The sequence below is a fragment of the Entomobacter blattae genome, assembly GCF_014672835.1.
In the GTDB taxonomy this organism is placed as follows: domain Bacteria; phylum Pseudomonadota; class Alphaproteobacteria; order Acetobacterales; family Acetobacteraceae; genus Entomobacter; species Entomobacter blattae.
Genome location: NZ_CP060244.1, coordinates 1,370,818 through 1,395,996, shown reverse-complemented (window position 1 = coordinate 1,395,996; position 25,179 = coordinate 1,370,818). Strand labels below are relative to the sequence as shown.

General features: G+C 42.7%; 31 protein-coding genes. 21 read left to right on the top strand and 10 right to left on the bottom strand.

Annotation, left to right across the window (positions count from 1 at the left end):
* Genes mobF through JGUZn3_RS06130 form a run of 3 tightly spaced genes read right to left on the bottom strand, consistent with a single transcriptional unit; the run spans position 1 to position 4,729 of the window.
* Positions 1–2,826 carry a MobF family relaxase gene (gene mobF / locus JGUZn3_RS06140; protein WP_203412711.1) on the bottom strand — a complete coding sequence of 942 codons (2,826 nt, stop codon included), beginning with the start codon at positions 2,824–2,826 and terminating at the stop codon, positions 1–3.
* The gene (locus tag JGUZn3_RS06135; protein WP_203412710.1) at positions 2,826–4,370 is read right to left on the bottom strand and encodes a type IV secretion system DNA-binding domain-containing protein; all 1,545 of its coding nucleotides are present in this window, start codon (positions 4,368–4,370) and stop codon (positions 2,826–2,828) included. Before JGUZn3_RS06135 ends, mobF begins: the two co-directional genes overlap by 1 nt.
* Positions 4,370–4,729 (bottom strand): hypothetical protein, encoded by a 360-nt coding sequence (locus JGUZn3_RS06130; protein ID WP_203412709.1) that lies wholly within the window; start codon positions 4,727–4,729, stop codon positions 4,370–4,372. Before JGUZn3_RS06130 ends, JGUZn3_RS06135 begins: the two co-directional genes overlap by 1 nt.
* A 373-nt stretch (positions 4,730–5,102) precedes the next feature.
* Here JGUZn3_RS06130 and JGUZn3_RS06125 point away from each other — a divergent pair, with 373 nt between their 5' ends.
* The 4 genes from JGUZn3_RS06125 to JGUZn3_RS06110 all read left to right on the top strand — a co-directional run bounded on the left by JGUZn3_RS06125 (position 5,103) and on the right by JGUZn3_RS06110 (position 8,778).
* On the top strand, positions 5,103–5,504 hold the full coding sequence (locus tag JGUZn3_RS06125; RefSeq protein WP_203412708.1) for a hypothetical protein: 402 nt from the start codon (positions 5,103–5,105) through the stop codon (positions 5,502–5,504).
* An 18-nt stretch (positions 5,505–5,522) separates the two neighbouring features.
* Complete coding sequence (stbB, locus tag JGUZn3_RS06120; RefSeq protein ID WP_203412707.1) at positions 5,523–6,233, top strand: StbB family protein; 711 nt, start codon at positions 5,523–5,525, stop codon at positions 6,231–6,233.
* Positions 6,230–6,583, top strand: coding sequence for a hypothetical protein (locus tag JGUZn3_RS06115; protein ID WP_203412706.1), 354 nt, complete (start codon positions 6,230–6,232; stop codon positions 6,581–6,583). The genes stbB and JGUZn3_RS06115 overlap by 4 nt, the downstream gene beginning before the upstream one ends.
* A gap of 278 nt (positions 6,584–6,861) precedes the next feature.
* Positions 6,862–8,778, top strand: coding sequence for a YadA-like family protein (locus JGUZn3_RS06110; RefSeq protein ID WP_203412705.1), 1,917 nt, complete (start codon positions 6,862–6,864; stop codon positions 8,776–8,778).
* A 263-nt stretch (positions 8,779–9,041) separates the two neighbouring features.
* Here the strand turns inward: JGUZn3_RS06110 and JGUZn3_RS06105 are convergent, their stop codons facing one another.
* Both JGUZn3_RS06105 and JGUZn3_RS06100 read right to left on the bottom strand, forming a co-directional pair.
* Positions 9,042–9,482 (bottom strand): DUF6876 family protein, encoded by a 441-nt coding sequence (locus tag JGUZn3_RS06105; protein ID WP_203412704.1) that lies wholly within the window; start codon positions 9,480–9,482, stop codon positions 9,042–9,044.
* A gap of 55 nt (positions 9,483–9,537) precedes the next feature.
* Positions 9,538–9,918, bottom strand: a complete 381-nt coding sequence (locus JGUZn3_RS06100) for a single-stranded DNA-binding protein (protein ID WP_203412703.1) — start codon at positions 9,916–9,918, stop codon at positions 9,538–9,540.
* 137 nt (positions 9,919–10,055) lie between these two features.
* Between JGUZn3_RS06100 and JGUZn3_RS06095 the strand changes: the two genes are divergently transcribed.
* The 16 genes from JGUZn3_RS06095 to JGUZn3_RS06020 all read left to right on the top strand — a co-directional run bounded on the left by JGUZn3_RS06095 (position 10,056) and on the right by JGUZn3_RS06020 (position 21,496).
* Complete coding sequence (locus tag JGUZn3_RS06095) at positions 10,056–10,232, top strand: hypothetical protein (protein ID WP_203412702.1); 177 nt, start codon at positions 10,056–10,058, stop codon at positions 10,230–10,232.
* Positions 10,233–10,313: 81 nt separating this feature from the next.
* On the top strand, positions 10,314–14,567 hold the full coding sequence (locus JGUZn3_RS06090) for a hypothetical protein (RefSeq protein ID WP_203412701.1): 4,254 nt from the start codon (positions 10,314–10,316) through the stop codon (positions 14,565–14,567).
* A 5-nt stretch (positions 14,568–14,572) separates the two neighbouring features.
* Entirely contained in the window at positions 14,573–14,989 is a 417-nt protein-coding gene (locus JGUZn3_RS06085; RefSeq protein WP_203412700.1) for a hypothetical protein, read from the top strand.
* 566 nt (positions 14,990–15,555) lie between these two features.
* Entirely contained in the window at positions 15,556–15,963 is a 408-nt protein-coding gene (locus tag JGUZn3_RS06080; protein ID WP_203412699.1) for a hypothetical protein, read from the top strand.
* Between the two features lie 147 nt (positions 15,964–16,110).
* Positions 16,111–16,428, top strand: a complete 318-nt coding sequence (locus JGUZn3_RS06075) for a hypothetical protein (protein WP_203412697.1) — start codon at positions 16,111–16,113, stop codon at positions 16,426–16,428.
* Positions 16,428–16,838: a hypothetical protein gene (locus tag JGUZn3_RS06070; protein ID WP_203412696.1), complete on the top strand. Its 411-nt coding sequence runs from the start codon at positions 16,428–16,430 to the stop codon at positions 16,836–16,838. Before JGUZn3_RS06075 ends, JGUZn3_RS06070 begins: the two co-directional genes overlap by 1 nt.
* On the top strand, positions 16,839–17,252 hold the full coding sequence (locus JGUZn3_RS06065; RefSeq protein ID WP_203412695.1) for a hypothetical protein: 414 nt from the start codon (positions 16,839–16,841) through the stop codon (positions 17,250–17,252).
* Positions 17,253–17,259: 7 nt separating this feature from the next.
* Entirely contained in the window at positions 17,260–17,667 is a 408-nt protein-coding gene (locus JGUZn3_RS06060; RefSeq protein WP_203412698.1) for a hypothetical protein, read from the top strand.
* Positions 17,668–17,814: 147 nt separating this feature from the next.
* Positions 17,815–18,132, top strand: coding sequence for a hypothetical protein (locus JGUZn3_RS06055; protein WP_203412697.1), 318 nt, complete (start codon positions 17,815–17,817; stop codon positions 18,130–18,132).
* On the top strand, positions 18,132–18,542 hold the full coding sequence (locus tag JGUZn3_RS06050) for a hypothetical protein (RefSeq protein WP_203412696.1): 411 nt from the start codon (positions 18,132–18,134) through the stop codon (positions 18,540–18,542). Before JGUZn3_RS06055 ends, JGUZn3_RS06050 begins: the two co-directional genes overlap by 1 nt.
* A complete protein-coding gene (locus tag JGUZn3_RS06045) occupies positions 18,543–18,956 on the top strand; it encodes a hypothetical protein (protein ID WP_203412695.1) in 414 nt (137 codons plus the stop codon).
* 7 nt (positions 18,957–18,963) lie between these two features.
* On the top strand, positions 18,964–19,371 hold the full coding sequence (locus JGUZn3_RS06040) for a hypothetical protein (protein WP_203412691.1): 408 nt from the start codon (positions 18,964–18,966) through the stop codon (positions 19,369–19,371).
* Between the two features lie 464 nt (positions 19,372–19,835).
* A complete protein-coding gene (locus JGUZn3_RS06035) occupies positions 19,836–20,246 on the top strand; it encodes a hypothetical protein (protein WP_203412694.1) in 411 nt (136 codons plus the stop codon).
* Positions 20,247–20,660 (top strand): hypothetical protein, encoded by a 414-nt coding sequence (locus tag JGUZn3_RS06030; protein WP_203412693.1) that lies wholly within the window; start codon positions 20,247–20,249, stop codon positions 20,658–20,660.
* Positions 20,661–20,667: 7 nt separating this feature from the next.
* Positions 20,668–21,081 carry a hypothetical protein gene (locus JGUZn3_RS06025; protein ID WP_203412692.1) on the top strand — a complete coding sequence of 138 codons (414 nt, stop codon included), beginning with the start codon at positions 20,668–20,670 and terminating at the stop codon, positions 21,079–21,081.
* Between the two features lie 7 nt (positions 21,082–21,088).
* Positions 21,089–21,496 (top strand): hypothetical protein, encoded by a 408-nt coding sequence (locus JGUZn3_RS06020; RefSeq protein ID WP_203412691.1) that lies wholly within the window; start codon positions 21,089–21,091, stop codon positions 21,494–21,496.
* Between the two features lie 51 nt (positions 21,497–21,547).
* Here JGUZn3_RS06020 and JGUZn3_RS06015 read toward each other — a convergent pair whose 3' ends face one another.
* On the bottom strand, positions 21,548–21,901 hold the full coding sequence (locus tag JGUZn3_RS06015; protein WP_203412690.1) for a hypothetical protein: 354 nt from the start codon (positions 21,899–21,901) through the stop codon (positions 21,548–21,550).
* Positions 21,902–21,960: 59 nt separating this feature from the next.
* On the opposite strand from JGUZn3_RS06015, the gene JGUZn3_RS06010 reads away from it, so the two are divergent.
* Positions 21,961–22,380, top strand: coding sequence for a hypothetical protein (locus JGUZn3_RS06010; protein ID WP_203412689.1), 420 nt, complete (start codon positions 21,961–21,963; stop codon positions 22,378–22,380).
* Between the two features lie 146 nt (positions 22,381–22,526).
* Here JGUZn3_RS06010 and JGUZn3_RS06005 read toward each other — a convergent pair whose 3' ends face one another.
* From JGUZn3_RS06005 to JGUZn3_RS12910, 4 genes are all read right to left on the bottom strand, one after another.
* The gene (locus JGUZn3_RS06005) at positions 22,527–23,723 is read right to left on the bottom strand and encodes a Y-family DNA polymerase (RefSeq protein ID WP_203412688.1); all 1,197 of its coding nucleotides are present in this window, start codon (positions 23,721–23,723) and stop codon (positions 22,527–22,529) included.
* 132 nt (positions 23,724–23,855) lie between these two features.
* Positions 23,856–24,254, bottom strand: a complete 399-nt coding sequence (locus JGUZn3_RS06000; RefSeq protein ID WP_203412687.1) for a LexA family protein — start codon at positions 24,252–24,254, stop codon at positions 23,856–23,858.
* Between the two features lie 227 nt (positions 24,255–24,481).
* Positions 24,482–24,883 carry a hypothetical protein gene (locus JGUZn3_RS05995; RefSeq protein WP_203412686.1) on the bottom strand — a complete coding sequence of 134 codons (402 nt, stop codon included), beginning with the start codon at positions 24,881–24,883 and terminating at the stop codon, positions 24,482–24,484.
* 88 nt (positions 24,884–24,971) lie between these two features.
* The gene (locus JGUZn3_RS12910; protein WP_408871770.1) at positions 24,972–25,070 is read right to left on the bottom strand and encodes a helix-turn-helix domain-containing protein; all 99 of its coding nucleotides are present in this window, start codon (positions 25,068–25,070) and stop codon (positions 24,972–24,974) included.
* Between the last annotated feature and the right edge of the window lie 109 nt (positions 25,071–25,179).

Here is a 25,179-nt window from a genome sequence, read left to right as displayed (position 1 = left end):
TTAAAGTTCTCTCTTTCTCTCTACTCTCTTCTGTGGCTTCTCTTTTCCCTGCTTTTCTTTCTTCAGCTCCATGGCTGCGGTTTTATAGGTGGGACGGGCGATGGCTTCGGGGAGTTTCTGGCGGTCGTTGGTGTAGATGCTGGCTTTGTGCCTTGCCCGTGAAATACCCACATAATAGACCTCTTTGGTTGTAGTGCGGGACTGAGTTTCAATATTAACCAGCACACGCTCCGAGGTTAGCCCCTGACTGCTATGAATGGTGGTGGCATAGGCATGGGAGACAAAGAGCGGTTGTGTGCTGGCATGGACGACCCTCTTTCTGATATTGCCAACCTCTTCGAGTTCAATCCTGCCTTTCCCCAGTGAAGTCACACGGAAGATGTCGCCATTGGCCATGTTCTGCTCATGCTCGTTGCGGGTGATCCTGACCCTGTCGCCTGCGGAAAGCTCCACTTCCCTTTTCTCATAAACAGAGAGCTGCCTTGCTCGTGCTGGTGAGAAGGTCACCTCTTCACCTGTATGGATATGTTTAACCCTCAACTGATTTTTCCCATCCCCATTATTAACGACCTCATAGGCCTCTCCTTTTCTTAGGCCCGTTCTGGAGTCATCCACCTCCTGCTGAATGATAGAACCAACACTATAAAACTGGCTCCACCGCCGTTCGGCCTGTGTGGTATCCAGCCTGTTGAGGGTCACCAGCTTTTCCCCTTTACCAGCCAGCCCCAGCTCTTCCCTGACCTGACCGTTAATAGCATGGCGGCTCTCATTGGTGCCGGTTACAATCAGGGTCTGATCCCGCTCTTTGGAAGACAGGCTGGTATAGTCCTTAACAATCCGGCTATAGCGTTCACTGTTATTTTTGATCTCGTGAATATCCTTTTCTATAGTCGCAAGACTTTCTTTCGTCTTGCCTTCAGCGGAATATTGCACCGCCTGCAAAAGAACTTCATCCTTCTGCCTCTGGATTCTGGACACATAGGTCGTCTGCATCCCTTCCGCAATCAGCTGATCAAAGGGTCGCCCTGCTTCAACAGCCTTGGTCTGGGCAGTATCTCCTAAAAACACGGCCTTTGCCCCATGGGCTTCGATGACTTCCATCACCTGTTGCATCTGGCGTGCGGGGATAACCCCTGCCTCATCGATAAAGACAACGGACTTTTCCCCAATGCGCCTGTCCTTTGCCGCCAGAAAACTTGCCACAGTGCGGGCATTAATCCCTTCTGCCTCCAAGGCCTTCTTCTGGGAACCATAGGGCGCAAGGCTGGTCACATGGTAGCCCTGACTTTCTAACAGCTCCCTGGCCGATACGGTCATATAGGACTTCCCCACACCTGCATAACCATGAACCCCAATAAAACGGTTTTCCTGTTGAGCAATAGCCTTTACTGCATGGGCCTGTTCATCAGACAGGGTTTTTGTTTGCAGAAATTTGTCTATTGCCTGCTCAGTAATCCCTGTTTTTACCGCCCCACGTGATGATTTCTCACGGGTGAGAATGTCCTTCTCCCATGCAACAGCCTGCCTCGTGGTAATCTGCACATCAGCCAGACGAAGCCTGCCTTCCCTAACCCCATTTTCAAACAGGCTCTTTGCCTCCTGCTCTCCCTTGCCATGATCCTTGAGAAAAGCCAGCCAGTCCTGCCTTGTCTTCTGCACCGCATCTTCTGTATTGATCGCCTTATACCGATAAGCACCCGTGACAATATAGCCCCCACTGCCAGAAGCGCGCTTATAGGCCTCGGTGATATCGCCTACGGTCAGCTTGCCAAAGCTGAACCTTAGGGCAGCATCAATTACCTGCCCCTTACGGATAATGGCCTGACGCTCTGTTAAACTCTCTACAGCATGTTTAACCGCTTCATCCGCATGATGGCTCTTCATGGTCTCTAGTTTAAAGGCCTGTAAAATGGAACCCTCTCCTGCCTGTTTGCCTTTGACAAAACTCTGGTCAAGCCCTGCTTCCTTTGCTGCGATTTGCCATTTATCGAACAAAACATCACGATCGATCTTTTCCTTGCGCTCACGCGTCATAAGAGCAGCCCTGTCTTTCTCTGCACTACTGGCTGTCTCCCGGTCCAGCCCCTGCTCCCTGAGGTGGTTTACAATCTGCTCACTACGGCTGGAAAAGGCTTCGATCTGTTCGCGGCTAAAATGGGCCATATCAAATGTGCCAGTCTTGCCATCATAACGCAGGCTATACCCCATCTTCTCCAGTTCACGAGCCAGAACAGACTTGTAGACATTCCCCAGATAAGCCTGCGACTTGATAATCGCCTCATTATGCAGTGCCCGCCACTTCCCATCCCGCCTCTGGGTCATGTTCACAATAACAGCGTGAGTATGAAGCTGTGGTTCCTGGGCCCGGCTTGTTTCATGGCGGAATTTGGCAATGGTCAGATTCCCCGTATCTTCTATTCCAGTCTTGCGGGCTATGGTCTTTCTGGCCTGTGCCAGTGTTTCGGCTTCTTCCATCGCCACCTGAACGGCCCTGTCATGAGCTGCGATAATATCCCTGTCACCATACACCAGAGCCTGCAAGGTCACACCCTTTGGTGCCGAAAAGGTAACATCCACTCCTAACCGTTCCTTCTCTGTTCTCTTACGCTCTATGAGGTTATCCTGATCAACCCGACCGTTCAGCAGTTCCCGAAAACGCCTGCTATCGACCTCGCCTGAAAGGCCAAGAGCTTCGGCACCTCTCCCCTGCCATTCCATGGCAAGCCCTTCTGATGCGTAGTAATCATCCACCCCATTGGCATAGTAATGGGCCAGCTTCTGGTCGCCATCACCACTCCGGGTTAAAACCGTCACATTGGCGACCATCAGACAATAGCCTCCTCTTTTTTCTTGAGGATACCGGGGACTGGCTGCTTTCTGATGTAGGTTATTGGGGTGAGTTTAAACTTTCCAACAGGAAAACTCCCCGGAAAGGCCAGATAACCGTGCAGGTTAGGTAAAGCCATGATTTCAGAAGGAAGCACAACCAGCTCCGTTCTTATATCCTCGTTCTCACTGGCACTGACCCCAGAGCCAAAACCCGCTCTGGCACTTTTGCCCTTCTTCTTGCGCATAATCTCATGCTGGCCAATGGAGTGCGCCATCTTCTCAACCGTCTTCTGCCCCATACGGCCACCTGCCAGCACAACTGATGTCCTGTGGTTGGCCAACATGGTTTCGGCAGCCTTTTCTCCATAGACCTCTTCTATCTGGGTATAGGACTGATAACCGGTAACAATACACAACCCTTTTTTACGCCCCTTCGTGAGGGCATCCCCAAGTGTCGAAAGCTTTGAAAGGCTCTCCAGTTCATCCAGAAAAACCCAGATACGACGTTTAAGATCAGACTCTTCTGCCAATACTGATGAGAAAATAATATCTGTCCAACACGAGATAAGCGGTTTGAGTGAAGAACGCATGCTCTCACTCCATGTAATATAGAGATTGCCTCCCCTGGGATTGGCCAGCCAGTCCCGTAAGGAAAACTCTCCCTGCTTCATGGTCAGGTGAGGACTTAACTTATCCGAAAGCACAAAACGGACACTGGCTGAAGCCCTGTCTGCACCAGTAAAAATGCCCGCTGCATCGGTGCCCTGCACAAATTCCATGAGCTCCTCTGCCTCTGCTTCGTTTGTCCATTTATAGACATCCCGCATACTGCGTCTGGACAGGTTCTCTTCCCTGACTTTACGGGCTACGGCTGCAAAGAGCATACGGCCATAGCCATTCCACTCTTCCGCATCACTACTGGATGATTGCTGAACAATAGAATGGGCCAGTCTTTTAAAGTCGTAGTCATCCCGCACTTCATTGAAAAATGACCAGCCTTCCGTTCGACTGTCATAGGGATTGAGGATATGATCTGTTTCTGGACGATAGAAGGTTTTAACAAACTCTCCATCCGGATCGAGAATGACCATCCTGTCACCCCGCCTGATACAGCCAACCATCATCTCTTTGAATATGGTAGACTTGCCCGTGCCTGTTGCCCCTCCTATCGAAAAATGGGTCGTTTCCGCTTCTATCGGCACCGGCACATCGGCAATGGTCACCTGCGCTTTTCCCCGTTCTCCTGTTTTTGTGGCCAGTGTTTTTGCACTCACCACCTGTGTGCCACGGAAATAGCGATCAAATCTGGCCCCTCTGAAAGGCTTCTTCATACGGATAACACAAACAGACAACCCAATAGCAAGAAACAGCCCCAACCCTGATGTCAACCACAACGCTTTCAGATCTGGCGTTGCCATAATCACGGCAAGAGCATTCGTTTTGTCCATATGATAAATCGCCCTTGCCCCAATCAGCCAGCCGAGCAATGGGAATAACACCAGCATGGCAAGGATAAGCTTACCTTTATCTTCCTTCTCCATTACACGAACTCCTTCCTCTTAATGCCATAGCGTCTCATATCCCGTGCCACGTCATCTGCCCTTTCTGGGCTGGTAGCCTTCCGCATAAACAGAAGCATTTCTGCAAGAAGAGGAAACAGGTTCTGCTCACCACCATCCTCTCCTTTCCCCCCTTCCTGTGAGGCTGCCAGAGTTGAAATACTCTCCTCTATTCTTTCCAGAGTAGAAAGCAGGCTGCTGTTTTTGGAAAATGTTTTTTCAAAAATAATCCCTCTTAAATATTCTGATAAATTTCCTTGAGAACGAGAAATAAGCTCTTCTTTTTGAGAAAGACTGCACTTAAATCCAACACTTACTAAATTTATTTTTTTGTTTAACACTGCGTTTAACCTTTTTTCTAAAAAAGTCCTTTATTTGCATGATGTTACAACACAAAGTAAAACCATATGTTTAACCGGTGCAAAATTAAACCATTGTAAAACAACGATTTTCGTTGCGTATGGTGTGTAGTAACTTCCTCATCAGATTAAGGGACTTTTTTAGCTTGAAATCAATATAAAAATTATAACTTTGTTAAAATAGCGTATTTTATTTTTATTTTTTATATGATACGTATACAAACTGTATTCATTGAGTTTTGTTATTTTTATATTCTATATTATTTTTTATATAATATGTTTATAAAATGTATTCAATTGAAAACAAAATATATTCAATCTGTTTATTCTACACTTAGAAAAAGTGATTATTGCGATGACAGGAGAAAAACCACTTCAAAATCAAATTAGCCTGATAGGAGTTATAGAACGGCACTTTGAGGAAATCAGAACTCTCTACACACAAAAGGTAAAAAAGGAGGCCATCTGGGGACATTTTAAAAATCTATATGATCTGAATACCCAGTCTGCTTTTTGGCAAACCTACTACAAAATTTGTCGTGAAAACGGACTAAAACCAAGAAAGTCGAGAAATCCTGTTTTCGAAAGAGATGCGCCGGAACCAACTTCTCCCCCCGCCTCACGAAATAGCGATGTCTTTTCCAAGACAACGACCCCGTCCCCGTCCCCATCGGAAAAGCCTCTTAACCCAAATGATATCAGGAAAATAGGCCAACAAGTCCGAAACAGAGACCTAAGCGAATACAAGAAATTTTAAAATCCAAGGAACACCATCATGAAAATTGCTATCTTGAACTATAATGGCAATGCTGGAAAAACCACCATTGCAACATATCTACTAAAACCTCGCATGCCCGATAACACCCCTTATTTCTCTATTGAGAGTATCAATCAGGGTGCGAGCGATCTTGGTGTGAACGCCGCCGAACAACTCAAGGGAAACCAATTCGGACAGGTTTTCGAAAACCTGATGATCGAAGACAACGCCATTGTTGATGTCGGAGCCTCCAACATTGAGTCCTTCCTTGCCAAATGGACAGAGTACGAAGATGCATCAGAGCTTTTTGACCTCTTCATTGTGCCCGTAACTCCAAACCAAAAATCCGTTATAGAAACTATCAACATTGTTGATGTTCTATCTCGCATGAGGATACCTGCCAGAAAAATCCTGATCGTCCCCAATATGATTGAAGAGGATCCATTAGAGGAAATCCCTCAAATATATGCTTACGTAAAAAAAGAAAAAAAAGCATGGCTTGATGAAGACTGTATGCTCTACCGGAGTGACATATTCACTTTCCTTGCTGGTGAAAAACTTTCTTTTGAACAGCTTCTTGCAGAAGAAGACCTTAAAGAACGCGCTCGACAGGCTACCAACCTAGAAGAGAGAAAATCCCTGGCACGCCTTTACCGGTGGCAAAGTATGGCTAAAGCGTTCAACAGAAAACTTGATGCCGCCTATTCCGTTCTGGAGGAAAGATTATGAACCAACCTTCATTTGACCGGAAAATAGACTGGTTCCTTCTCTTTGATCAGGGTAGGGAAATTATCAGCAAGAGTGAAGAAGTTACAGATAAAGCCATAGAAGCTGTTGCCAGTGCAAAGAGCCTTACCGAGACCATACGACAGGCCAGTCGCAATCTGAATGCCACCACTATTCATAACAATGAAGAGAAAAGGAAAATAGACAGGGAAATCGCCGCCTCTCTTTTTGGTATCCATCAGCAATTCTCTGCCCAGAACAAGGATTTACTGAACATCAAACTCACCGTATGGTTTATCCTATTTATGAATATTGTTTTTTCAATTATATTTTCATTTTTATTGTTTAGATAACTTTGATATTTTTTCTATTTTATATAAAATAATTATTGACAGTTATTCTATGGAGATTTATCCTCAACTCTGTAATCACCACCGTGGTTACTGACTTTCTTTCTTACATCCAGTTAGTTTAATCGCATAAACCTGCCGCCTTTTTCGTCACAGGAGATGCGGTTTTTTTATCCTCATATAAAAAATATGTTGTAATAATAAATTTTATTTAGTAATTTATTTTTGTTATTAATATTTTTTATTTATAGGTATAAAATGACTAAAAAAATACCCTTCTCATGGGAGCCGCCTTTCTCGGCTTCCTTGCATTGGGCAGCGGTGCTCATGCAGAAAATTCCATCTCGACGGCCCAACCCAATATCTCTGTAACAGGGGATAACAACACAACCACTTTTGATGGAACAGAGGCCAGCCCCGACTATTCACCGTATGATAAACCAGAAAACAAAGCCCATGTGGGTGACCATGGAACCATCAACGGGAACGACAACATCCTGCACAATGCCTATGCCCCCAATGTTACGGGCAATGGCAATACGATTGACGGTGGCATTGCTACAATTAACGGGACTAAAAATACTGTTACCAATTCGACTGTGACCATTAATGGCAGTTTTAACAGTGCCACCAACACTGCCCTCTCCACTGTAGCAGGCTATTCCAACTCGGTGGAGAGTTTCGGAAACAACGTTTCAGGATCAGCCAATACCATTGACAATAAATCAGAGAATGCTGGTGTGGCAGGCAATGGGAACGTAGTCAGTTCTGCCAACAACTCGTTCGTAGCCGGTAATGCCAATACCCTTAGTGGAGATAATGCCTCGACACTGGGTTATAATAATAAGGTCAATGGAGAAAATGCGACAGCTCTTGGGGCCAACAACACCGCTACAGGAACTAACAGCGTAGCCATTGGTGGGGCAAGTGCCTCTAATGGTGGGGTAGCTCTCGGTTCTGGTTCTACAGCAACACGTGCTGATCAGGTTGATGTGGGAAACAGACAGATCACTTCAGTAAAAGACGGTGTGGACACTAACGATGCCGTCAATGTTGGACAAATGAAATCCAGTGCTTCTGATACTCTGAAAAACGCTAATGACTATACAGATAGCGGATTGGCCAAAGAAGCTGCGGCCCGTGAAGCTGGAGACCAGCAAACCCTGAACACAGCAAACACCAATGCTCAAAATTATGCTAACACAGCAGAAAAAAACGCCAATCAGTATACAGATGATGGACTGGCTAAAGAGGCTGCGACCCGTGAAGCTGGAGACCAGCAGACCCTGAACACAGCAAACACCAATGCTCAAAATTATGCTAACACGGCAGAAAAGAACGCCAATCAGTATACAGATGACGGACTGGCCAAAGAGGCCACTGCACGTCAACAGGGTGACAAGGACACTCTCGCTTCCGCTAACCAGTATAGTGATACTGGCGATGCAAAAACCCTGAATACTGCCAATACCAATGCCCAGGGTTATGCTGATCAGGCACAGCAAAATGCCCAGCATTATTCAGATGTCAATCTGGGTAAAGAGACAGCCGACCGGATCATTGGCGATCAAAAAACACTTGATACAGCCAATAAATATACAGATGTCAATCTTGGAAAGGAGGCAGAAGCCAGAATCTCTGGAGACCAGAAAACTCTTCAGGAAGCCAATAGTAATGCCCAGAACTATGCCAATACGGCAGAAAGCAATTCTAATACCTATACTAACGTCTCTGTAGCCAAAGAGGCCGCCGCACGAATTGCAGGAGACGAACAGACTTTAAAAACCGCCAATACCTACACTGACGTTTCTGTGGGTAATGAAGCAAAAGAGAGGGCCGATGGTGATGCAAAAACCCTCTCTTCTGCGAACCGCTATACAGATAACAGGTTCAGTGACCTTTCTAACCGCATGGATAGCTATTCGCAAGCAGACCGTGCCTATACAGACCAACAGGTTCGTTCTGCTTCCCGCAGGCTTAATGCTGGTATTGCCGGTGCCATGGCCATGGCGGGCTTGCCATTCAATCCACTGTATGACTCTTCATTCGCTATGGGATTTGGCTCTTATCGTGGACAATTCGCCGGAGCTGCCGGCCTGCAAACCCATCTGGCCGATAACGTCATCATCCGCGCCTCGGCTTCCGTTGACAGCCACGGCGGTGCAGGAGTAGGAGCAGGCTTCTCTGTAGGGTTCTAACCCCCATCAGACTACACTTACAAGTGCGCTGTATCAGAAGGCAGGGAAACGCCATCCCTGCCTTTCCTTATTTCCCGTATAAAGATCTTGATAAACACAGAAATAAACACGCACACACAGAATGCCACTATCCATAGTATTTTCAGTGTAAAGACAATCATCCTTATGTTTAAAAACAGTAAAACCCAAAATACCTTGAACATGGTTTTTCTCCTTTCTGGGGAAGAAGGGAACATTCTCCCTCCCCTACCCTTCCCGTTTGGCTAGTGATATTCAGTGGGCAGCATAATAGTGTTAGACAGCACAATGAGTTCCATAGTCTCTAAAGGGAACAGTTCCCGCTCTATGACTTTCCTGAAAAGAAGCTGGTTATTGCGGTTAAAACAGCATAATGAGGCTTTTGTCCTGTCTAGTGGGCTTATGGTCAGGTTCCAGAGCTGATAGGACTTGCTGTAAATGCCATTCCTGTGCTGATTGAGAGTGACTTCATCCAGCAGCCAGAAACAGCCCGTTTCATCAGCAAAATACTTCACTCCTTCTGAAATAGTCATATCAAACAGATAACGGCTTCTCGGGCCCATAGTGGAAAACTGTTTTAACTCTGCGTCCAGTGTGATAAATTCCTGTAGTGTCATTTTCAGTCCTTCCGTAACTGATAGTGGCTGAAAGCCCGTCCCCGCATGACGGGCTTTCTTCTCATCCATTATTGATAGCTATTAAGTAGCTATCTAATAGCTATCTTCTCAAAAACTCTCTGCCTTACCATGGATTTTCTGAGCTATCGTTCTCGCTTTTCTTTCCAGTAGCCTGAAGAAAAGAAATACTGTGCGGAAAACGTCTGACAGCAATTGATACGGTTTTATGAGAAACACCCTTCTCATCTGTGTAATCCGAATAGGAAAGCTCCCCTTCAAGAGAAACCAGAACCCCTTTCTTTCCCCTCTCTTCAGTCTGGTTTACGAAAAACTCATTCCAGACGACAACTTCGTGCCATTGGGTAGTGTCATGTTCTTTCCCGTCTTTTTCGTATTTACTGCCGGTTGCTAAAGAAAATGTTGCAAATCTCTTCCCGTTTGAAGCCTGACGAATAACAGGCTCCTTACCCATACGGCCAATAATCTGAACACAATTTAAACTCATGATTTAGTTCCTTTAAAAAAGCTGACTGTTTGTTCTGGCCTGCTTTCCTTGATTGGTATTTCTGAAAAGCGCCATGCTTTTCGGAACTAGCCATGCGGCAATGAGCGGGGGAAGCTGTCACTATCTGGAAGAGGCAAATGGTGCGGGCGCAACGCAGTGAGCCACGGTTTGCCTCTTCCACCGAAGGCCTGGGTATTGACAGCGAGGGGGGCGCAGCCCCTTCCTGTTTGCTTATGAAAATGGCCAATACGAAAGTGTTGGCCTGTTACTGTGTTATTTCTGTTAGTAAAAATAAAATAAATCCCATCACATAATTAATTAATTTTTAAAAAATACAATTGTTTGGTTATTGTTTCAGATATGCATTTATTTCACCCCTAAGGATTAAAATAAACATGAATGATACATTAGAAAATTTTCATAATCTGGTGAATATCCTTTCCAGGAATGACCAAAGTATTGCTCAAAATAAAGGACTATATAGTAGCGTTATTTCTGCCGTAGACGACTACGTCCTCCATAGCATTAATGTTGGTAGTAATATCCGTCTGATTGCTCAAGCTACCCAACAAAATACAACCGTAGAGCAAATTATAGAAGACGTTTACGGAAAGCTTATGGCTGACGTCATGCACTCTTCCGTGCTGTCACGTGTTGATGCCCTTCTGCCTTTACAAAATGCTCTTATTTCTCTGCATCAGAGTAATCCTGATGCCAATATCATAGACTGGTCCAGAACAGTTCAGGGAAATACAAACGAACTGTTACAAAACTCTAGCAAGTCTAATCCAGCCCTTCCCATATTTAAAGGCGTTGATACTCTCGCTTCTTCCCTTATTCCTAAAAATACAACGGAAGCCTCTTCTTCTGCCCAGCCTAATTTATCCCAGTCTGAATTTTTTCAATACTATCCTGTTACCACAGACAGCACACAAAAAGCCTTGGTAGAGCAAAGCCTCTCTCCTCTAACAAGGGTTGATCAAGATCAACCTGCTGCATCTCTTGTTCCTCATCGCAGAATGGCACGCTCGTTAGATAATGGATCCATTTATAATGGCGGTGGTGTTGATATTGGTAATTCCATAAGTTCCTTTATCGATCCCCTTTCCTACATCAACCCAATTAACAAACTTATTGACCGCGCTCTTTTTCATCCTATATCAACAATAGAACACCCTATCCGTACGATTAAGCAGATTTTTAATGAAACCATAGATCTTGTCATTCATCCATGGCACATTGTTAAGGATATTGTTAAGCCGTTTACTTCAATCTTTAAGGCCATTGGGAGCCTGTTTGGCGGTGGATATAAAGAATTTGGCGGTTACAAGCACCGTGATAACCCTGATATCATACCCTCTTCTTACCCACGACAGGATGTTTACAATGATATAGTCAGAACCTTTAAAGATGTTCTTGGACGAGATGTTTCCCAAGCAGATGCCCAATGGTTTCAGGGTATGTATGAGGTGTTAACACACCACAATACGGACAAAAGTCTGCAAAACCTTCGTGAGGAATGGATTGATAGTATTCGTCCCTTTCTCCACGATGTATTCGCTGTTGATATGCAACAATATTGGGGCATCAGCATCTTAACCACAGAAATGGATACAGCGATCAATAATGCCATTGATGCCATCAAGTTCAACGGAGACCCAACAACAGGTGACGTAACCCATAATGATATCCTCAATGCCATTATCGTTGATGACAATACCCTTAAAAACCTTGAACAATTAGAAGTTGATATTCAGGGGCGTTACCGGCCACTGCCTGACTCTGTTGTAAACTGGAACAGACAGGTTGTAGCCCTCATGATTAATGACCACAGTATTACTGTAGAAACGGTAAGAAACTGGCTTATCTATAATTCTCAAACCTCTACGCCCATTGAACATTACTTACGAAACTTCGAAGATATTACGGGCCCACTGTCTGAACAACAACAGCAGCTTATAACAGGCTATCAGAATGGCCTAGCGAACAAAACAATTAACAGTATGAATGATATCAGAAATACGATAGCCCATTCTTCTGAAACCCATGATATTATTGCAAAATATATTCATAATTTTCAGGGTATTACCACTTCTCTAGACCCAGGATCAGAAGGATGGATATCAACGGTTCAAGACCAGTTAGGGAATGGACAAATTGATAACGTCTATACTATTCGTAACTGGATTGCCCAATCTAACCAAACAAAATCTCTTATCTCTGGCTATATAACATCTCTGCAAGGGGTAGATACCCTCCCTGCTCCAACACAAGACTGGGTTCAAGCTATTCAGCAGCTGATGGCCGATGGAAAAATCGATAACGTTTTTACAGTCAGAAACTGGATTGCCCACGCAGACCAAACCACCAATGCGCTTCATGACCTATTTTGGACCTACGGTGGAACTGTTTCCGGCCCCACACAGGATCTGGACTGGATCCGTATCACAGAAGATGGCATGGCCAAATTCTATGACTATGACCTCTCTAAAGCCCGTTCTGATCTCGTCAATATCATGTATAATAATGGGAAATATCATCAAATCATCCGTGACGTATTAGGTCGTGAGCCAACCTATGCCGAAATCCATGACGAAAACGGAGTGGAAATAGGCTGGAGAAACAATATCGGTGCTGGTAAAGCCACCTATGCTGATGCACGGCAAGGTCTCGCCAATCTCGCTTATAACAACCATATCTATGATCAAGTCATCCGTGATGTGTTAGGTCGTGAGCCAACCTATGCAGAAATCCACGATGAAAACGGGGTAGAAATAGGCTGGAGAAACAATATCGGTGCTGGTAAAGCCACCTATGCTGATGCACGGCAAGGTCTCGCCAATCTCGCTTATAACAACCATATCTATGATCAAGTCATCCGTGATGTGTTAGGTCGTGAGCCAACCTATGCAGAAATCCACGATGAAAACGGGGTAGAAATAGGCTGGAGAAACAATATCGGTGCTGGTAAAGCCACCTATGCTGATGCACGGCAAGGTCTCGCCAATCTCGCTTATAACAACCATATCTATGATCAAGTCATCCGTGATGTGTTAGGTCGTGAGCCAACCTATGCAGAAATCCACGATGAAAACGGGGTAGAAATAGGCTGGAGAAACAATATCGGTGCTGGTAAAGCCACCTATGCTGATGCACGGCAAGGTCTCGCCAATCTCGCTTATAACAACCATAATTACGATACTATTATTACCAACGTAAGAGGTTATGGGCCTACAGATTCTGACTATTCCACAACCGTAAAGGACTGGGCTAATCATATCGGAAATGGCAGTTCAACCTATGACAAAATCCTTAATGAATTCACTGTCTATGCCGTTGATCACAGTGTTTATAGCGATCTCTATCTAAACAAACTGGGCAGGTTGCCCAACCTTACTCCTGGAAGTAAAGAGCGAACATTTATTGAATCCTTTATTCAGGATATAGAAAAAGGTAATAGTAATTACCAAAAAATTGCTCAGCAGATTGTTAATGAAAACAGTGATTCCATAAAATCACAGATTAAATCCTGGATTGTCGATTTTCAGGGCTGGGACAACGAACTTCCACAACAAACTCAACAAGCCATTAACGATCTTCAACAATGGCTAAGAGATAATGCCACATCCAGTCTTAAGGATATCCGCCATGGTATCGCCTTTAGCGATGATACCACCAGCTATATTAGCAACACCTATCTTCTTGCGACAGGCAACACTATAACACCTTCACTTTTAACAAACTATCAGAACAACCTGACCAATGGACAAAATATAAATAGTGTCTTTTCTGATATTAAAAACCTGCCAGAAGTAACGCGTGTTATTAATGATTTTGCTCAGAATCACTTTGGCCGTAATGCCTCCCAGATTGAATTAGAACAAGGAAAATCATTTCTTATCAATCAGGCTTATGAATTTCAGAGTTTTAATCGCCTTGCTAATGAAAATCCTGAAAAAGCAAAAACCACCCTCAATACAGCATTAGCGGGTGCTCGTGATTACTTTAACCATGTCCTCTCCGTTGGAAAAACCCTTTTTGACCTTCTTAACCCCATTCCAACCACACCACAGGACTTTGCCTTGTTTGCAGCACTGGCTCTGGTCAATACAGGGGATGGAGAGCTTCTAACACTGCCAGAGTTTGTGGGGGCAAAGCTCCTACAAAACATGAAAGGAGGTGCAGATCTCCTTGAAAACAGGGTGCAGGTTTACATGCAGTCCACCCTGCATGAGCTGTTTACAAAAGGGGGAACTGAAATTCTTACTAAAAAGGGTGCCTTAGTCCTTAAGGAAGATTTTGTTGCAAGCTGGGTTGAACATGCTTTGGAAGGTGGGCATTTAACCGGTATAGGTACAAAGGGTACCATTGATACAAAACCCCTTTCAACAGTGGGAATTACCACCAAGGAGCAACTGGCCCAGTATTTTGATACACTGGTTAAAAGTGTTCAAGACCCACACTCCCCTATTGAACATTTCTTTGGAAAAAGTTCAGATGGTTCAGAACGTTTCCTGTTTTGGGACAATGAGAAAGGTATTTTTTCAGTATTCAATACATCAGGAAAAAACCCAGGAACGGTCTTTATTCCTGAACCAGGAAAAAGTTACTATCTTAAACGCGTTGATGATTTAAAAAAGGGAAAATAGTAGTAATGAAACTTATATTAGAAGATCAAGAAAAAGATATCTTCATCTTTGAGGCCACCAAGGAAGAGCTGGAAGTGTGCTTTAAAGTGGTGCATATTGCTCTTGAACGGTTGGGCGAAGAATTTAATGATCGCACTCAGTCTTCTGATGAGGAGCCTTATGAAACAGGTTTAGTGTTAGAAAAAAAACTAAAAACCCTTCTAGAGCAACATAAAGATCTCTCTTCTCAGGGTATCATCCTTAACATTACCATCAGATCTTTTGAGGCCAGTATCATCTTCAACGCTTTTAATGAAGTTTGTAATGGCCTCCATTTTGGAGTTGCTCATATTCCAACCCTTGAGCAGCTCTCCGGCTATAGCCGTGAAGAGCTCCTGGAATTTTTTGACAGTTATGAAAAAATCTATTTTAACAGGCCATAGCCCACAGCAAACCCCCAAGAAAAAACAGACCCAAACTTATTTCAATTTTTTAGCTAGAAACATTGGGGCATATCTGTAATGCCTCTGAAGAATTCTTAAAGACTAATACTCAGCTGCAACGGCAACAATGGCAAAAAAGACTATATTACCATTGATTCAAATAATAACGAACGCTTCCCACAAGGCTATAACGCTACCCTTGACCAGGTCATCGACCACACGGTTGACCACTCTATCAACCGCGGACACCTGGATGGAAAACCTGTTAATCTAGCAGAACAACCAGATAAATTTCCTCTTAAGGATGTTGGCCTTGATACACCTAAAAAACTGAAAGACTACGTCACAGATGTGGTCCATTCTATACGGGAGGGCCACCCCAAACCAGGGATAGAATACTATAACGGCCCCAACCGTATGGTGATATGGGACAATAATAAGGGGATATTCATTGGCCTCAACAGAACAGGAAAATTCACAGGCTCCGTATTCAGGCCTGAAACACAAAAAGATTTCTACTTTAAGAATGTTAATAAAATAAAAGAATCACAGGGACTACCTAAATAATGAAACGAATTTTAAAAGATAAAGAAAATGATATTCTTACTTTCGAAGCCACAAGGGAAGAGCTAGAAGTGTGCTCTAAAGTAACCCATTTAGCCCTTGATTGGTTAGGAGACGAGTTTGATGCTCGCCACCAAGATACTCATGAGAGCCCTTATGAAACAGGCCTAGAACTTGATAAAAAGCTGGCAGCACTCTTAGATGTGCACAAAGACGTTTCTCCTACCGACCTTATTACCGTCACTATCCGGTTCTTCGAAGCCGGTATTATCTATGATGCTTTTAACGAGGTCTGTAATGGCCTCTCCTTCGGGTTTGCTAATGTTCCTACCCTCAAAGAACTTATCGGGTATAACAAAGAAGAGCTTAGGATATTCTACGACCGTTATGAAAAAATCTATCTAAACTAAGTATAGCCATGATAATGAAACATATATCAGAAGACAGGGAGAGGGGCATCTTCATCTTCGATTAATGAACGCTTTCCACAAGGCTATAAGGCCACTGTCGACCAAGCGATTGACCACACGGTTGACCACTCTATCAACCGTGGACATTTGGATGGAAAGCCAGTTGATCCAACAGAAGAGCCAGATAAATTCCCTCTTAAGGATATCGGCCTTGATACACCTAAAAAACTGAAAGACTACGTCACAGATGTGGTCCATTCTATACGGGAGGGCCACCCCAAACCAGGTATAGAATTCTACAATGACCCTAACCGTATGGTAATATGGGATAATAATAAAGGGATATTCATTGGCCTCAACAGAACAGGAAAATTCACAGGCTCCGTATTCAGGCCAGAAACACAAAAAGGCTTCTACTTCGAGAATGTTGATAGAATGAAAACTTTGAAAGGATTACCTAAATAATGAAACTCATCACTGCAAAACTAAAAGAAGACCTCTTTATTTTTGAAGCCACAAAGGAAGAGTTAGAAGTCTGCTCTAAAGTAACCCACTTAGCCCTTGATTGGTTAGGAGACGAGTTTGATGCCCGCCACCAAGATACCCATGAGAGCCCTTATGAAACAGGCCTAGAACTTGATAAAAAACTGGAAACACTCCTGGAGGAGCATAAAGATGAAGATATTATTACCGTCAAAATAAGAGCTTTTGAAGCTGGTATTATCTATGATGCTTTTAACGAGGTCTGTAATGGTATTCCATTTGGGCGTAAAACAACACCATCTTTGGAACAACTAACCGGTTATAGCCGAGAAGAGCTTAAAGAATTCTATAACCGTTATGAGAAAATATTTTTATATAAGTTTGATACTTAAATGAAATACATATCAGAAGACCCAAAAAAAGATATCTTCACTTTCGAAGCCACCAAGGAAGAGCTAGAGGTATGCACTAAAGTCATACATCTGGCTCTAGAATGGCTGGATGAAGACTTCAATACCCGTAATCAAAATACATCTGAAGATGCTTACAGAGCTGGGTTGAAACTCAATAAAAAGCTGCTAGTGCTCCTAGACGAGCACAAAGAGGATACTCCTGTCGATACTATTATCATCACCATACGGTTTCTAGAGGCCAGTATTATCTATGCCTGTTTTAACGAGGTCTGCAATGGCCTATCCTTCGGGTTTGCCAACGTTCCTCCCCTCAAAGAACTCATAGGATATGACAAAGAAGAACTTAGAACAGTCTACGCTCATTATAAAAAAGTTTATATGGACTGCATATGATAGAAATATGAAACGCATATTAAAAGATCAAGAAAACGATATTCTTACTTTCGAAACCACAAGAGAAGAACTAGAAGTGTGCTCAAAAGTAACCCACTTAGCCCTTGACTGGCTAGGTGACGAATTTAGTGCCCGCCACCAAGATACCCATGAAGACCCTTACGAAACAGGCCTAGAACTTGATAAAAAGCTGGCAGCACTCTTAGATGTGCACAAAGACGTTTCTCCTACCGACCTTATTACCGTCACTATCCGGTTCTTCGAAGCCGGTATTATCTATGATGCTTTTAACGAGGTCTGTAATGGCCTCTCCTTCGGGTTTGCTAATGTTCCTACCCTCAAAGAACTTATCGGGTATAACAAAGAAGAGCTTAGGATATTCTACGACCGTTATGAAAAAATCTATCTAAACTAAGTATAGCCATGATAATGAAACATATATCAGAAGACAGGGAGAGGGGCATCTTCATCTTCGATTAATGAACGCTTTCCACAAGGCTATAAGGCCACTGTCGACCAAGCGATTGACCACACGGTTGACCACTCTATCAACCGTGGACATTTGGATGGAAAGCCAGTTGATCCAACAGAAGAGCCAGATAAATTCCCTCTTAAGGATATCGGCCTTGATACACCTAAAAAACTGAAAGACTACGTCACAGATGTGGTCCATTCTATACGGGAGGGCCACCCCAAACCAGGTATAGAATTCTACAATGACCCTAACCGTATGGTAATATGGGATAATAATAAAGGGATATTCATTGGCCTCAACAGAACAGGAAAATTCACAGGCTCCGTATTCAGGCCAGAAACACAAAAAGGCTTCTACTTCGAGAATGTTGATAGAATGAAAACTTTGAAAGGATTACCTAAATAATGAAACTCATCACTGCAAAACTAAAAGAAGACCTCTTTATTTTTGAAGCCACAAAGGAAGAGTTAGAAGTCTGCTCTAAAGTAACCCACTTAGCCCTTGATTGGTTAGGAGACGAGTTTGATGCCCGCCACCAAGATACCCATGAGAGCCCTTATGAAACAGGCCTAGAACTTGATAAAAAACTGGAAACACTCCTGGAGGAGCATAAAGATGAAGATATTATTACCGTCAAAATAAGAGCTTTTGAAGCTGGTATTATCTATGATGCTTTTAACGAGGTCTGTAATGGTATTCCATTTGGGCGTAAAACAACACCATCTTTGGAACAACTAACCGGTTATAGCCGAGAAGAGCTTAAAGAATTCTATAACCGTTATGAGAAAATATTTTTATATAAGTTTGATACTTAAATGAAATACATATCAGAAGACCCAAAAAAAGATATCTTCACTTTCGAAGCCACCAAGGAAGAGCTAGAGGTATGCACTAAAGTCATACATCTGGCTCTAGAATGGCTGGATGAAGACTTCAATACCCGTAATCAAAATACATCTGAAGATGCTTACAGAGCTGGGTTGAAACTCAATAAAAAGCTGCTAGTGCTCCTAGACGAGCACAAAGAGGATACTCCTGTCGATACTATTATCATCACCATACGGTTTCTAGAGGCCAGTATTATCTATGCCTGTTTTAACGAGGTCTGCAATGGCCTATCCTTCGGGTTTGCCAACGTTCCTCCCCTCAAAGAACTCATAGGATATGACAAAGAAGAACTTAGAACAGTCTACGCTCATTATAAAAAAGTTTATATGGACTGCATATGATAGAAATATGAAACGCATATTAAAAGATCAAGAAAACGATATTCTTACTTTCGAAACCACAAGAGAAGAACTAGAAGTGTGCTCAAAAGTAACCCACTTAGCCCTTGACTGGCTAGGTGACGAATTTAGTGCCCGCCACCAAGATACCCATGAAGACCCTTACGAAACAGGACTGGAACTCGGCAAAACACTAGAAGCACTCCTGGATGAGCACAAAGACGTTTCTCCTCCCGACCTTATTACCATCACTATCCGGTTTTTCGAGGCCGGTATTATTTACGATGCTTTTAATGAGGTCTGTAATGGTCTATCCTTCGGGTTTGCTAACGTTCCTACCCTCAAAGAACTTATCGGGTATAACAAAGAAGAGCTTAAAGCATTCTACGATCGTTATGAAAAAATCTACCTAAACTAAGTATAGCCATGATAATGAAACATATATTAGAAAATAGAGAGAAAGCCATCTTCATCTTCGATTAACGAACGCTTCCCACAAGGCTATAACGCTACCCTTGGCCAGGTCATCGACCACCCGGTTGACCACTCTATCAACCGCGGACATCTGGACGGCAAACCTGTTAATCCAACAGAGGAACCAGATAAATTCCCTCTCAAGGATGTTGGTCTTGACACACCTCAAAAGCTAAAAGACTACATCTGTGATGTAGTCCATTCTATACGGGAGGGCCACCCCAAACCAGGTATAGAATTCTACAATGACCCTAACCGTATGGTAATATGGGATAATAATAAAGGGATATTCATTGGCCTCAACAGAACAGGAAAATTCACAGGCTCCGTATTCAGGCCAGAAACACAAAAAGGCTTCTACTTCGAGAATGTTGATAGAATGAAAACTTTGAAAGGATTACCTAAATAATGAAACTCATCACTGCAAAACTAAAAGAAGACCTCTTTATTTTTGAAGCCACAAAGGAAGAGTTAGAAGTCTGCTCTAAAGTAACCCACTTAGCCCTTGATTGGTTAGGAGACGAGTTTGATGCCCGCCACCAAGATACCCATGAGAGCCCTTATGAAACAGGCCTAGAACTTGATAAAAAACTGGAAACACTCCTGGAGGAGCATAAAGATGAAGATATTATTACCGTCAAAATAAGAGCTTTTGAAGCTGGTATTATCTATGATGCTTTTAACGAGGTCTGTAATGGCCTATCTTTCGGGTTTGCCAACATTCCTACCCTCAAAGAACTTATCGGGTATAACAAAGAAGAGCTTAGGATATTCTACGACCGTTATAAAAAAATATTTTTATATAAGTTTGATACTTAAATGAAATACATATCAGAAGACCAAGAAAAAGATACCTTCGCTTTCGAAGCCACAAAGGAAGAGTTAGAGGTTTGTTCTAAAGTCATACATCTGGCCCTAGAATGGCTGGATGAAGACTTCAATACCCGTCATCAAAATACATCTGAAGATGCCTACAGAGCTGGGTTAAGACTCAATAAAAAGCTGCTAGCGCTCCTAAACGAGCACAAAGAGGATACTCCTGTCGATACTATTATCATCACCATACGGTTTCTAGAGGCCAGTATTATCTATGCCTGTTTTAACGAGGTCTGTAATGGCCTCTCCTTCGGGTTTGCTAACGTTCCTACCCTCAAAGAACTTATCGGGTATAACAAAGAAGAGCTTAGGATATTCTACGCTCATTATAAAAAAGTTTATATGGACTGCATATGATAGAAACATGAAATACATATCAGAAGACCGTGAAAAAGATACCTTCGCTTTTAAAGCCACCAAGGAAGAGCTAGAAGTATGCTCTAAGGTTATGAATCTTGCATTGAAAGAGCTTGGAGAAGAATTCAATACCCGTCATCAGGATTCCCATGAGGAACCTTATGAAACAGGTCTTGTTCTCGGAAAAAAACTGGAAGCCATTCTAGACGCGCACAAAGACGTTTCTCCTCCCGACCTTATTACCATCACTATCCGGTTTTTCGAGGCCGGTATTATTTACGATGCTTTTAATGAGGTCTGTAATGCCCTCTCTTTCGGATATAGGAATACTCCTACCCTAAAACAGCTTATTGGATATAACGAAGAAGAGCTTAGAACATTCTACGCTCATTATAAAAAAGTTTATATGGACTGCATATGATAGAAATATGAAACGCATATTAAAAGATCAAGAAAACGATATTCTTACTTTCGAAACCACAAGAGAAGAACTAGAAGTGTGCTCAAAAGTAACCCACTTAGCCCTTGACTGGCTAGGTGACGAATTTAGTGCCCGCCACCAAGATACCCATGAAGACCCTTACGAAACAGGACTGGAACTCGGCAAAACACTAGAAGCACTCCTGGATGAGCACAAAGACGTTTCTCCTCCCGACCTTATTACCATCACTATCCGGTTTTTCGAGGCCGGTATTATTTACGATGCTTTTAATGAGGTCTGTAATGGTCTATCCTTCGGGTTTGCTAACGTTCCTACCCTCAAAGAACTTATCGGGTATAACAAAGAAGAGCTTAAAGCATTCTACGATCGTTATGAAAAAATCTACCTAAACTAAGTATAGCCATGATAATGAAACATATATTAGAAAATAGAGAGAAAGCCATCTTCATCTTCGATTAACGAACGCTTCCCACAAGGCTATAACGCTACCCTTGACCAGGTCATTGACCACACGGTTGACCACTCTATCAATCGCGGGCATCTGGACGGCAAGCCAGTTGATCCAACAGAAGAGCCAGATAAATTCCCTCTTAAGGATATCGGCCTTGATACACCTAAAAAACTGAAAGACTACGTCACAGATGTGGTCCATTCTATACGGGAGGGCCACCCCAAACCAGGTATAGAATTCTACAATGGCCCTAACCGTATGGTAATATGGGATAATAATAAGGGCATTTTTATCGGCCTCAACAGAACAGGAAAATTCACAGGTTCCATCTTCAGGCCTAAAACACAAAAAGACTTCTACTTTGAAAACGTTGATAGAATAAAGAGATCGTTAGGATTACCTAAATAATGAAACTCATCACTGCAAAACTAAAAGAAGACCTCTTCACTTTTGAAGCCACAAAGGAGGAACTGAAGGTCTGTGCAAAAGTGCTTCACGTAGCCCTAAAACGACTAGGAGAAGAATTTAACACCCGCCACCAGGATTCTCACGAGAGCCCTTACGAAACAGGAATGGAACTTGAAAAAAAATTAACCCTTATACTTGAGCAGTATAAAAATTCTACCTTGGACGATATTATTACCATCAAAATAAGAGCTTTTGAAGCCGGTATTATTTATGATGCTTTTAACGAGGTCTGTAACGGCCTCTCTTTTGGGTTTTCTACTATTCCAACTTATGAGCAGTTTTTTGATTATAGCCGAGAAGAGCTTAAAGAATTCTATAACCGTTATGAGAAAATATTTTTATATAAGTTTGATACTTAAATGAAATACATATCAGAAGGCAGGGAAAAAGATACCTTCGCTTTCGAAACTACAAAAGAAAATAATGTTAGCTTTTCCAACCCGAAAGCTTAGTTATTAACAGTAGGGTACGAGCACAGCTGCTTGCTTATAAGAAAATTAAAAGTTTAATGAGCCTTCACAATGGCGAGTTGCCGCCAATCTGTTGTATAATGAGGTGTGCAGCTATTGCGACGCATCTGCCATGGAGCTGTGGAAGAACACGAGCCAAACGTTACAGTATTGCCGCCAAATTTTTTATTCAGGACATCAATACTCTTCATTAACGCCTGCCCTGCTTGCTTATCTGGGACTTCTATAGCATCCAGCAAGCTTGCTTGCCTCGCATGAACAGGGGCTGTATCCAACATCATGATGACCCCTGCTTTTATATAGTGATAATTTGGTTTATATATCCGCTGTAGAGCTACAAGAGCCGTCTTGATAATTGTCCGACTATCATTTGTAGGTATCGGCAAGGCACAAGCCAAGCGTGAGTAATATTGTGGTAAATCAATACGATGCTTGTTTGTCTTAAGCAAAACCATAATAGCTTTAGCCACACTCTTTTGGGCCCGAAGCTTTTCGCCACCCTTGGCCGCATGACGCCTGACTGCCTCCGCCAATTCTTCATAAACAGAGGTAGATTTTCCAAAACTACGAGATGTCATAATATTTTGCCGAAAATGCTCCTCTCCCATTTCAATACAGGAAATACCACGCAACTCGTAGACCATCTTTTCAACCACTACCGAAAATCTGCGGCGCATTTCTACAGGGTTTGCATTTCGTAAATTCCATACCGTATGGATACCTAGTGCTACGAGTTTTGGAGCCAGTTTCCTACCCACGCCCCACAGCTCTCCCACTGGGAAATGCTGCATGGCACGCTTGGTTTCCTCACTGTTGGGCTCAAAAACACAAACGCCGTTACATTTTTCTAACTGTTTGACGCAAAAATTGGCAAATTTGGCCAATGTGTGTGTCGTGCCAATACCCACACCAACGGGAATACCGATGTGTTTCTTTACCGTTTCACGGATAGATAGCCCAAACCCTCTAACCTCCTCTAGTGAGAGAGCCGGTAAATATAAAAAGCTCTCATCAATAGAATAAACTTCAATTCTATTGGAAAACTGCTTCAATGTATTAACTACACGGGCACTGATATCACCGTAGAGTTCGTAGTTAGAACTCAACAATACTGCCTGCTGTTTAATAGAGTCCAGTATCTGATAGGCTGGCATGACCATTTTAACGTGGGGTTTTATTTCGTTGGAACGAGAAACCACACAGCCATCGTTATTGGATAAAACTCCCACCATTTTCCCTTCAGATCAGGACGGAACAACCGCTCACAGCTCACATAAAAATTGTTGCCATCTACCAGAACCAACCACGAATGCTGAGTATTCATTTTACAGATCGAACCGGATAGGTAGAGTGAATTGCCCAGATCACCACACCCCACAGGGTAAAATCATGATTTTGTAACGAAATGAGTGGATAATCAGGGTGCCCGGCCTGGAGATAATAAAACTCATTTTTTTAACCAGCTGTTTACACGTTAACTCCCCATCCACAGCGGCTATCACAATATCCCCTGATTGAGCATCTAGCGCACGGTCAACAATAAGCAGATCGTCATGGAAAATGCCAAACCCCTGCATGGATTCCCCCTCTACCCTCAAGAAAAATGTGGCACTGGGATGGGTTATCAGATGCTCATAGAGGTCAAGATCAGGGTTTCGATAATCATCTGCAGGCGACGGAAAACCCGCCCTCACAGCTGATGTGCAGAACGGTAATTTTTTTGAAAGAAGTGGCTCGTCAATTTTTTTTATTATTGTTATCATTTTGTGTTCCTATCATGTTCTTTTATAGAACAAAAAAGGAACACTTAAAAAGGGAAAATTTATTTCCCAACACCAATTCCTTTCAAAAAAAGGAACACTTCCTTTAAAACTACAGACCAATAAGGTTGAGTATTTCCTTTATATTGTTTATACCATTATATATTTTATACTCGGCCTCGGGATAAGCACTGACTTTTTTTAAAATACTCGTAATGATGCCCATTCTCTCATAAACTTGATGATTGCTTAACTGATCTATGTTCTTTGCGCCTACGGTCTATTTTGGGGACTTCCTCTTCTTCGCTTTTTCCGAACTGAATATCTGCCACGCTGAAATCAATAATATCATCCAAGGAAAACATTGGCTCATCTTTAGGATTCCAACCACTAAATACCCGATGTTCCTTTGTCTCTTTCAATATTGTTTTGACTAAATTACTAAAATGAAGGTCATCCTTGACATGATCCCATAACAGGCGACCAAGGAAAGCATAATTACGTATTTCACTAAGAAGAAGCTTCTTGCGAAGCTCTTCTTTTTCTTCTTCTGCCTCACGCATCTTTCGTTCAATACGATCCATCCCTTCCAATAATTCAGTCAAAGGAGGGTTCTTGGAAGGGCGTGCCATAATGAAAAACTCCACAAAATAAAGGTTGGATACCAACAAATATATAGAATATATAAATAAAAATATAATACCAGTTTATATAATGAATTTATATTTTTATATTTAGACAGCTATAAACGCTGCTTCTTGATATTCCAATGAGTTTGGCGATAGAGACAATACTGAAACCTTCTTTTTTCAGCCTTATAACAGCTTCTGTTTGTTTTAAAATTACAAAAATATATGTAATATTGTATTTTTTTAAATTTTAATCACAATATAGTTAATTTATTTACTATCTCATTCTATGTTAACTA

Bases quoted from the DNA above. Each gene is read 5' to 3' on its own strand.
- JGUZn3_RS06005 (WP_203412688.1), bottom strand. From the start codon at position 23,723: ATGGTGGGAGTTTTATCCAATAACGATGGCTGTGTGGTTTCTCGTTCC.
- JGUZn3_RS06050 (WP_203412696.1), top strand. From the start codon at position 18,132: ATGAAACTCATCACTGCAAAACTAAAAGAAGACCTCTTTATTTTTGAA.
- JGUZn3_RS06045 (WP_203412695.1), top strand. From the start codon at position 18,543: ATGAAATACATATCAGAAGACCCAAAAAAAGATATCTTCACTTTCGAA.
- JGUZn3_RS06010 (WP_203412689.1), top strand. From the start codon at position 21,961: ATGAAACTCATCACTGCAAAACTAAAAGAAGACCTCTTCACTTTTGAA.
- JGUZn3_RS06030 (WP_203412693.1), top strand. From the start codon at position 20,247: ATGAAATACATATCAGAAGACCAAGAAAAAGATACCTTCGCTTTCGAA.
- JGUZn3_RS06125 (WP_203412708.1), top strand. From the start codon at position 5,103: ATGACAGGAGAAAAACCACTTCAAAATCAAATTAGCCTGATAGGAGTT.
- JGUZn3_RS06000 (WP_203412687.1), bottom strand. From the start codon at position 24,254: ATGATAACAATAATAAAAAAAATTGACGAGCCACTTCTTTCAAAAAAA.
- JGUZn3_RS06105 (WP_203412704.1), bottom strand. From the start codon at position 9,482: ATGGATGAGAAGAAAGCCCGTCATGCGGGGACGGGCTTTCAGCCACTA.
- JGUZn3_RS06135 (WP_203412710.1), bottom strand. From the start codon at position 4,370: ATGGAGAAGGAAGATAAAGGTAAGCTTATCCTTGCCATGCTGGTGTTA.
- stbB (WP_203412707.1), top strand. From the start codon at position 5,523: ATGAAAATTGCTATCTTGAACTATAATGGCAATGCTGGAAAAACCACC.
- JGUZn3_RS06070 (WP_203412696.1), top strand. From the start codon at position 16,428: ATGAAACTCATCACTGCAAAACTAAAAGAAGACCTCTTTATTTTTGAA.
- JGUZn3_RS06100 (WP_203412703.1), bottom strand. From the start codon at position 9,918: ATGAGTTTAAATTGTGTTCAGATTATTGGCCGTATGGGTAAGGAGCCT.
- JGUZn3_RS06025 (WP_203412692.1), top strand. From the start codon at position 20,668: ATGAAATACATATCAGAAGACCGTGAAAAAGATACCTTCGCTTTTAAA.
- JGUZn3_RS06110 (WP_203412705.1), top strand. From the start codon at position 6,862: ATGGGAGCCGCCTTTCTCGGCTTCCTTGCATTGGGCAGCGGTGCTCAT.
- JGUZn3_RS06060 (WP_203412698.1), top strand. From the start codon at position 17,260: ATGAAACGCATATTAAAAGATCAAGAAAACGATATTCTTACTTTCGAA.
- JGUZn3_RS06085 (WP_203412700.1), top strand. From the start codon at position 14,573: ATGAAACTTATATTAGAAGATCAAGAAAAAGATATCTTCATCTTTGAG.
- JGUZn3_RS06020 (WP_203412691.1), top strand. From the start codon at position 21,089: ATGAAACGCATATTAAAAGATCAAGAAAACGATATTCTTACTTTCGAA.
- JGUZn3_RS06065 (WP_203412695.1), top strand. From the start codon at position 16,839: ATGAAATACATATCAGAAGACCCAAAAAAAGATATCTTCACTTTCGAA.
- JGUZn3_RS06040 (WP_203412691.1), top strand. From the start codon at position 18,964: ATGAAACGCATATTAAAAGATCAAGAAAACGATATTCTTACTTTCGAA.
- JGUZn3_RS06035 (WP_203412694.1), top strand. From the start codon at position 19,836: ATGAAACTCATCACTGCAAAACTAAAAGAAGACCTCTTTATTTTTGAA.
- JGUZn3_RS06095 (WP_203412702.1), top strand. From the start codon at position 10,056: ATGGTGCGGGCGCAACGCAGTGAGCCACGGTTTGCCTCTTCCACCGAA.
- JGUZn3_RS06080 (WP_203412699.1), top strand. From the start codon at position 15,556: ATGAAACGAATTTTAAAAGATAAAGAAAATGATATTCTTACTTTCGAA.
- JGUZn3_RS05995 (WP_203412686.1), bottom strand. From the start codon at position 24,883: ATGGCACGCCCTTCCAAGAACCCTCCTTTGACTGAATTATTGGAAGGG.
- JGUZn3_RS06090 (WP_203412701.1), top strand. From the start codon at position 10,314: ATGAATGATACATTAGAAAATTTTCATAATCTGGTGAATATCCTTTCC.
- JGUZn3_RS06115 (WP_203412706.1), top strand. From the start codon at position 6,230: ATGAACCAACCTTCATTTGACCGGAAAATAGACTGGTTCCTTCTCTTT.
- mobF (WP_203412711.1), bottom strand. From the start codon at position 2,826: ATGGTCGCCAATGTGACGGTTTTAACCCGGAGTGGTGATGGCGACCAG.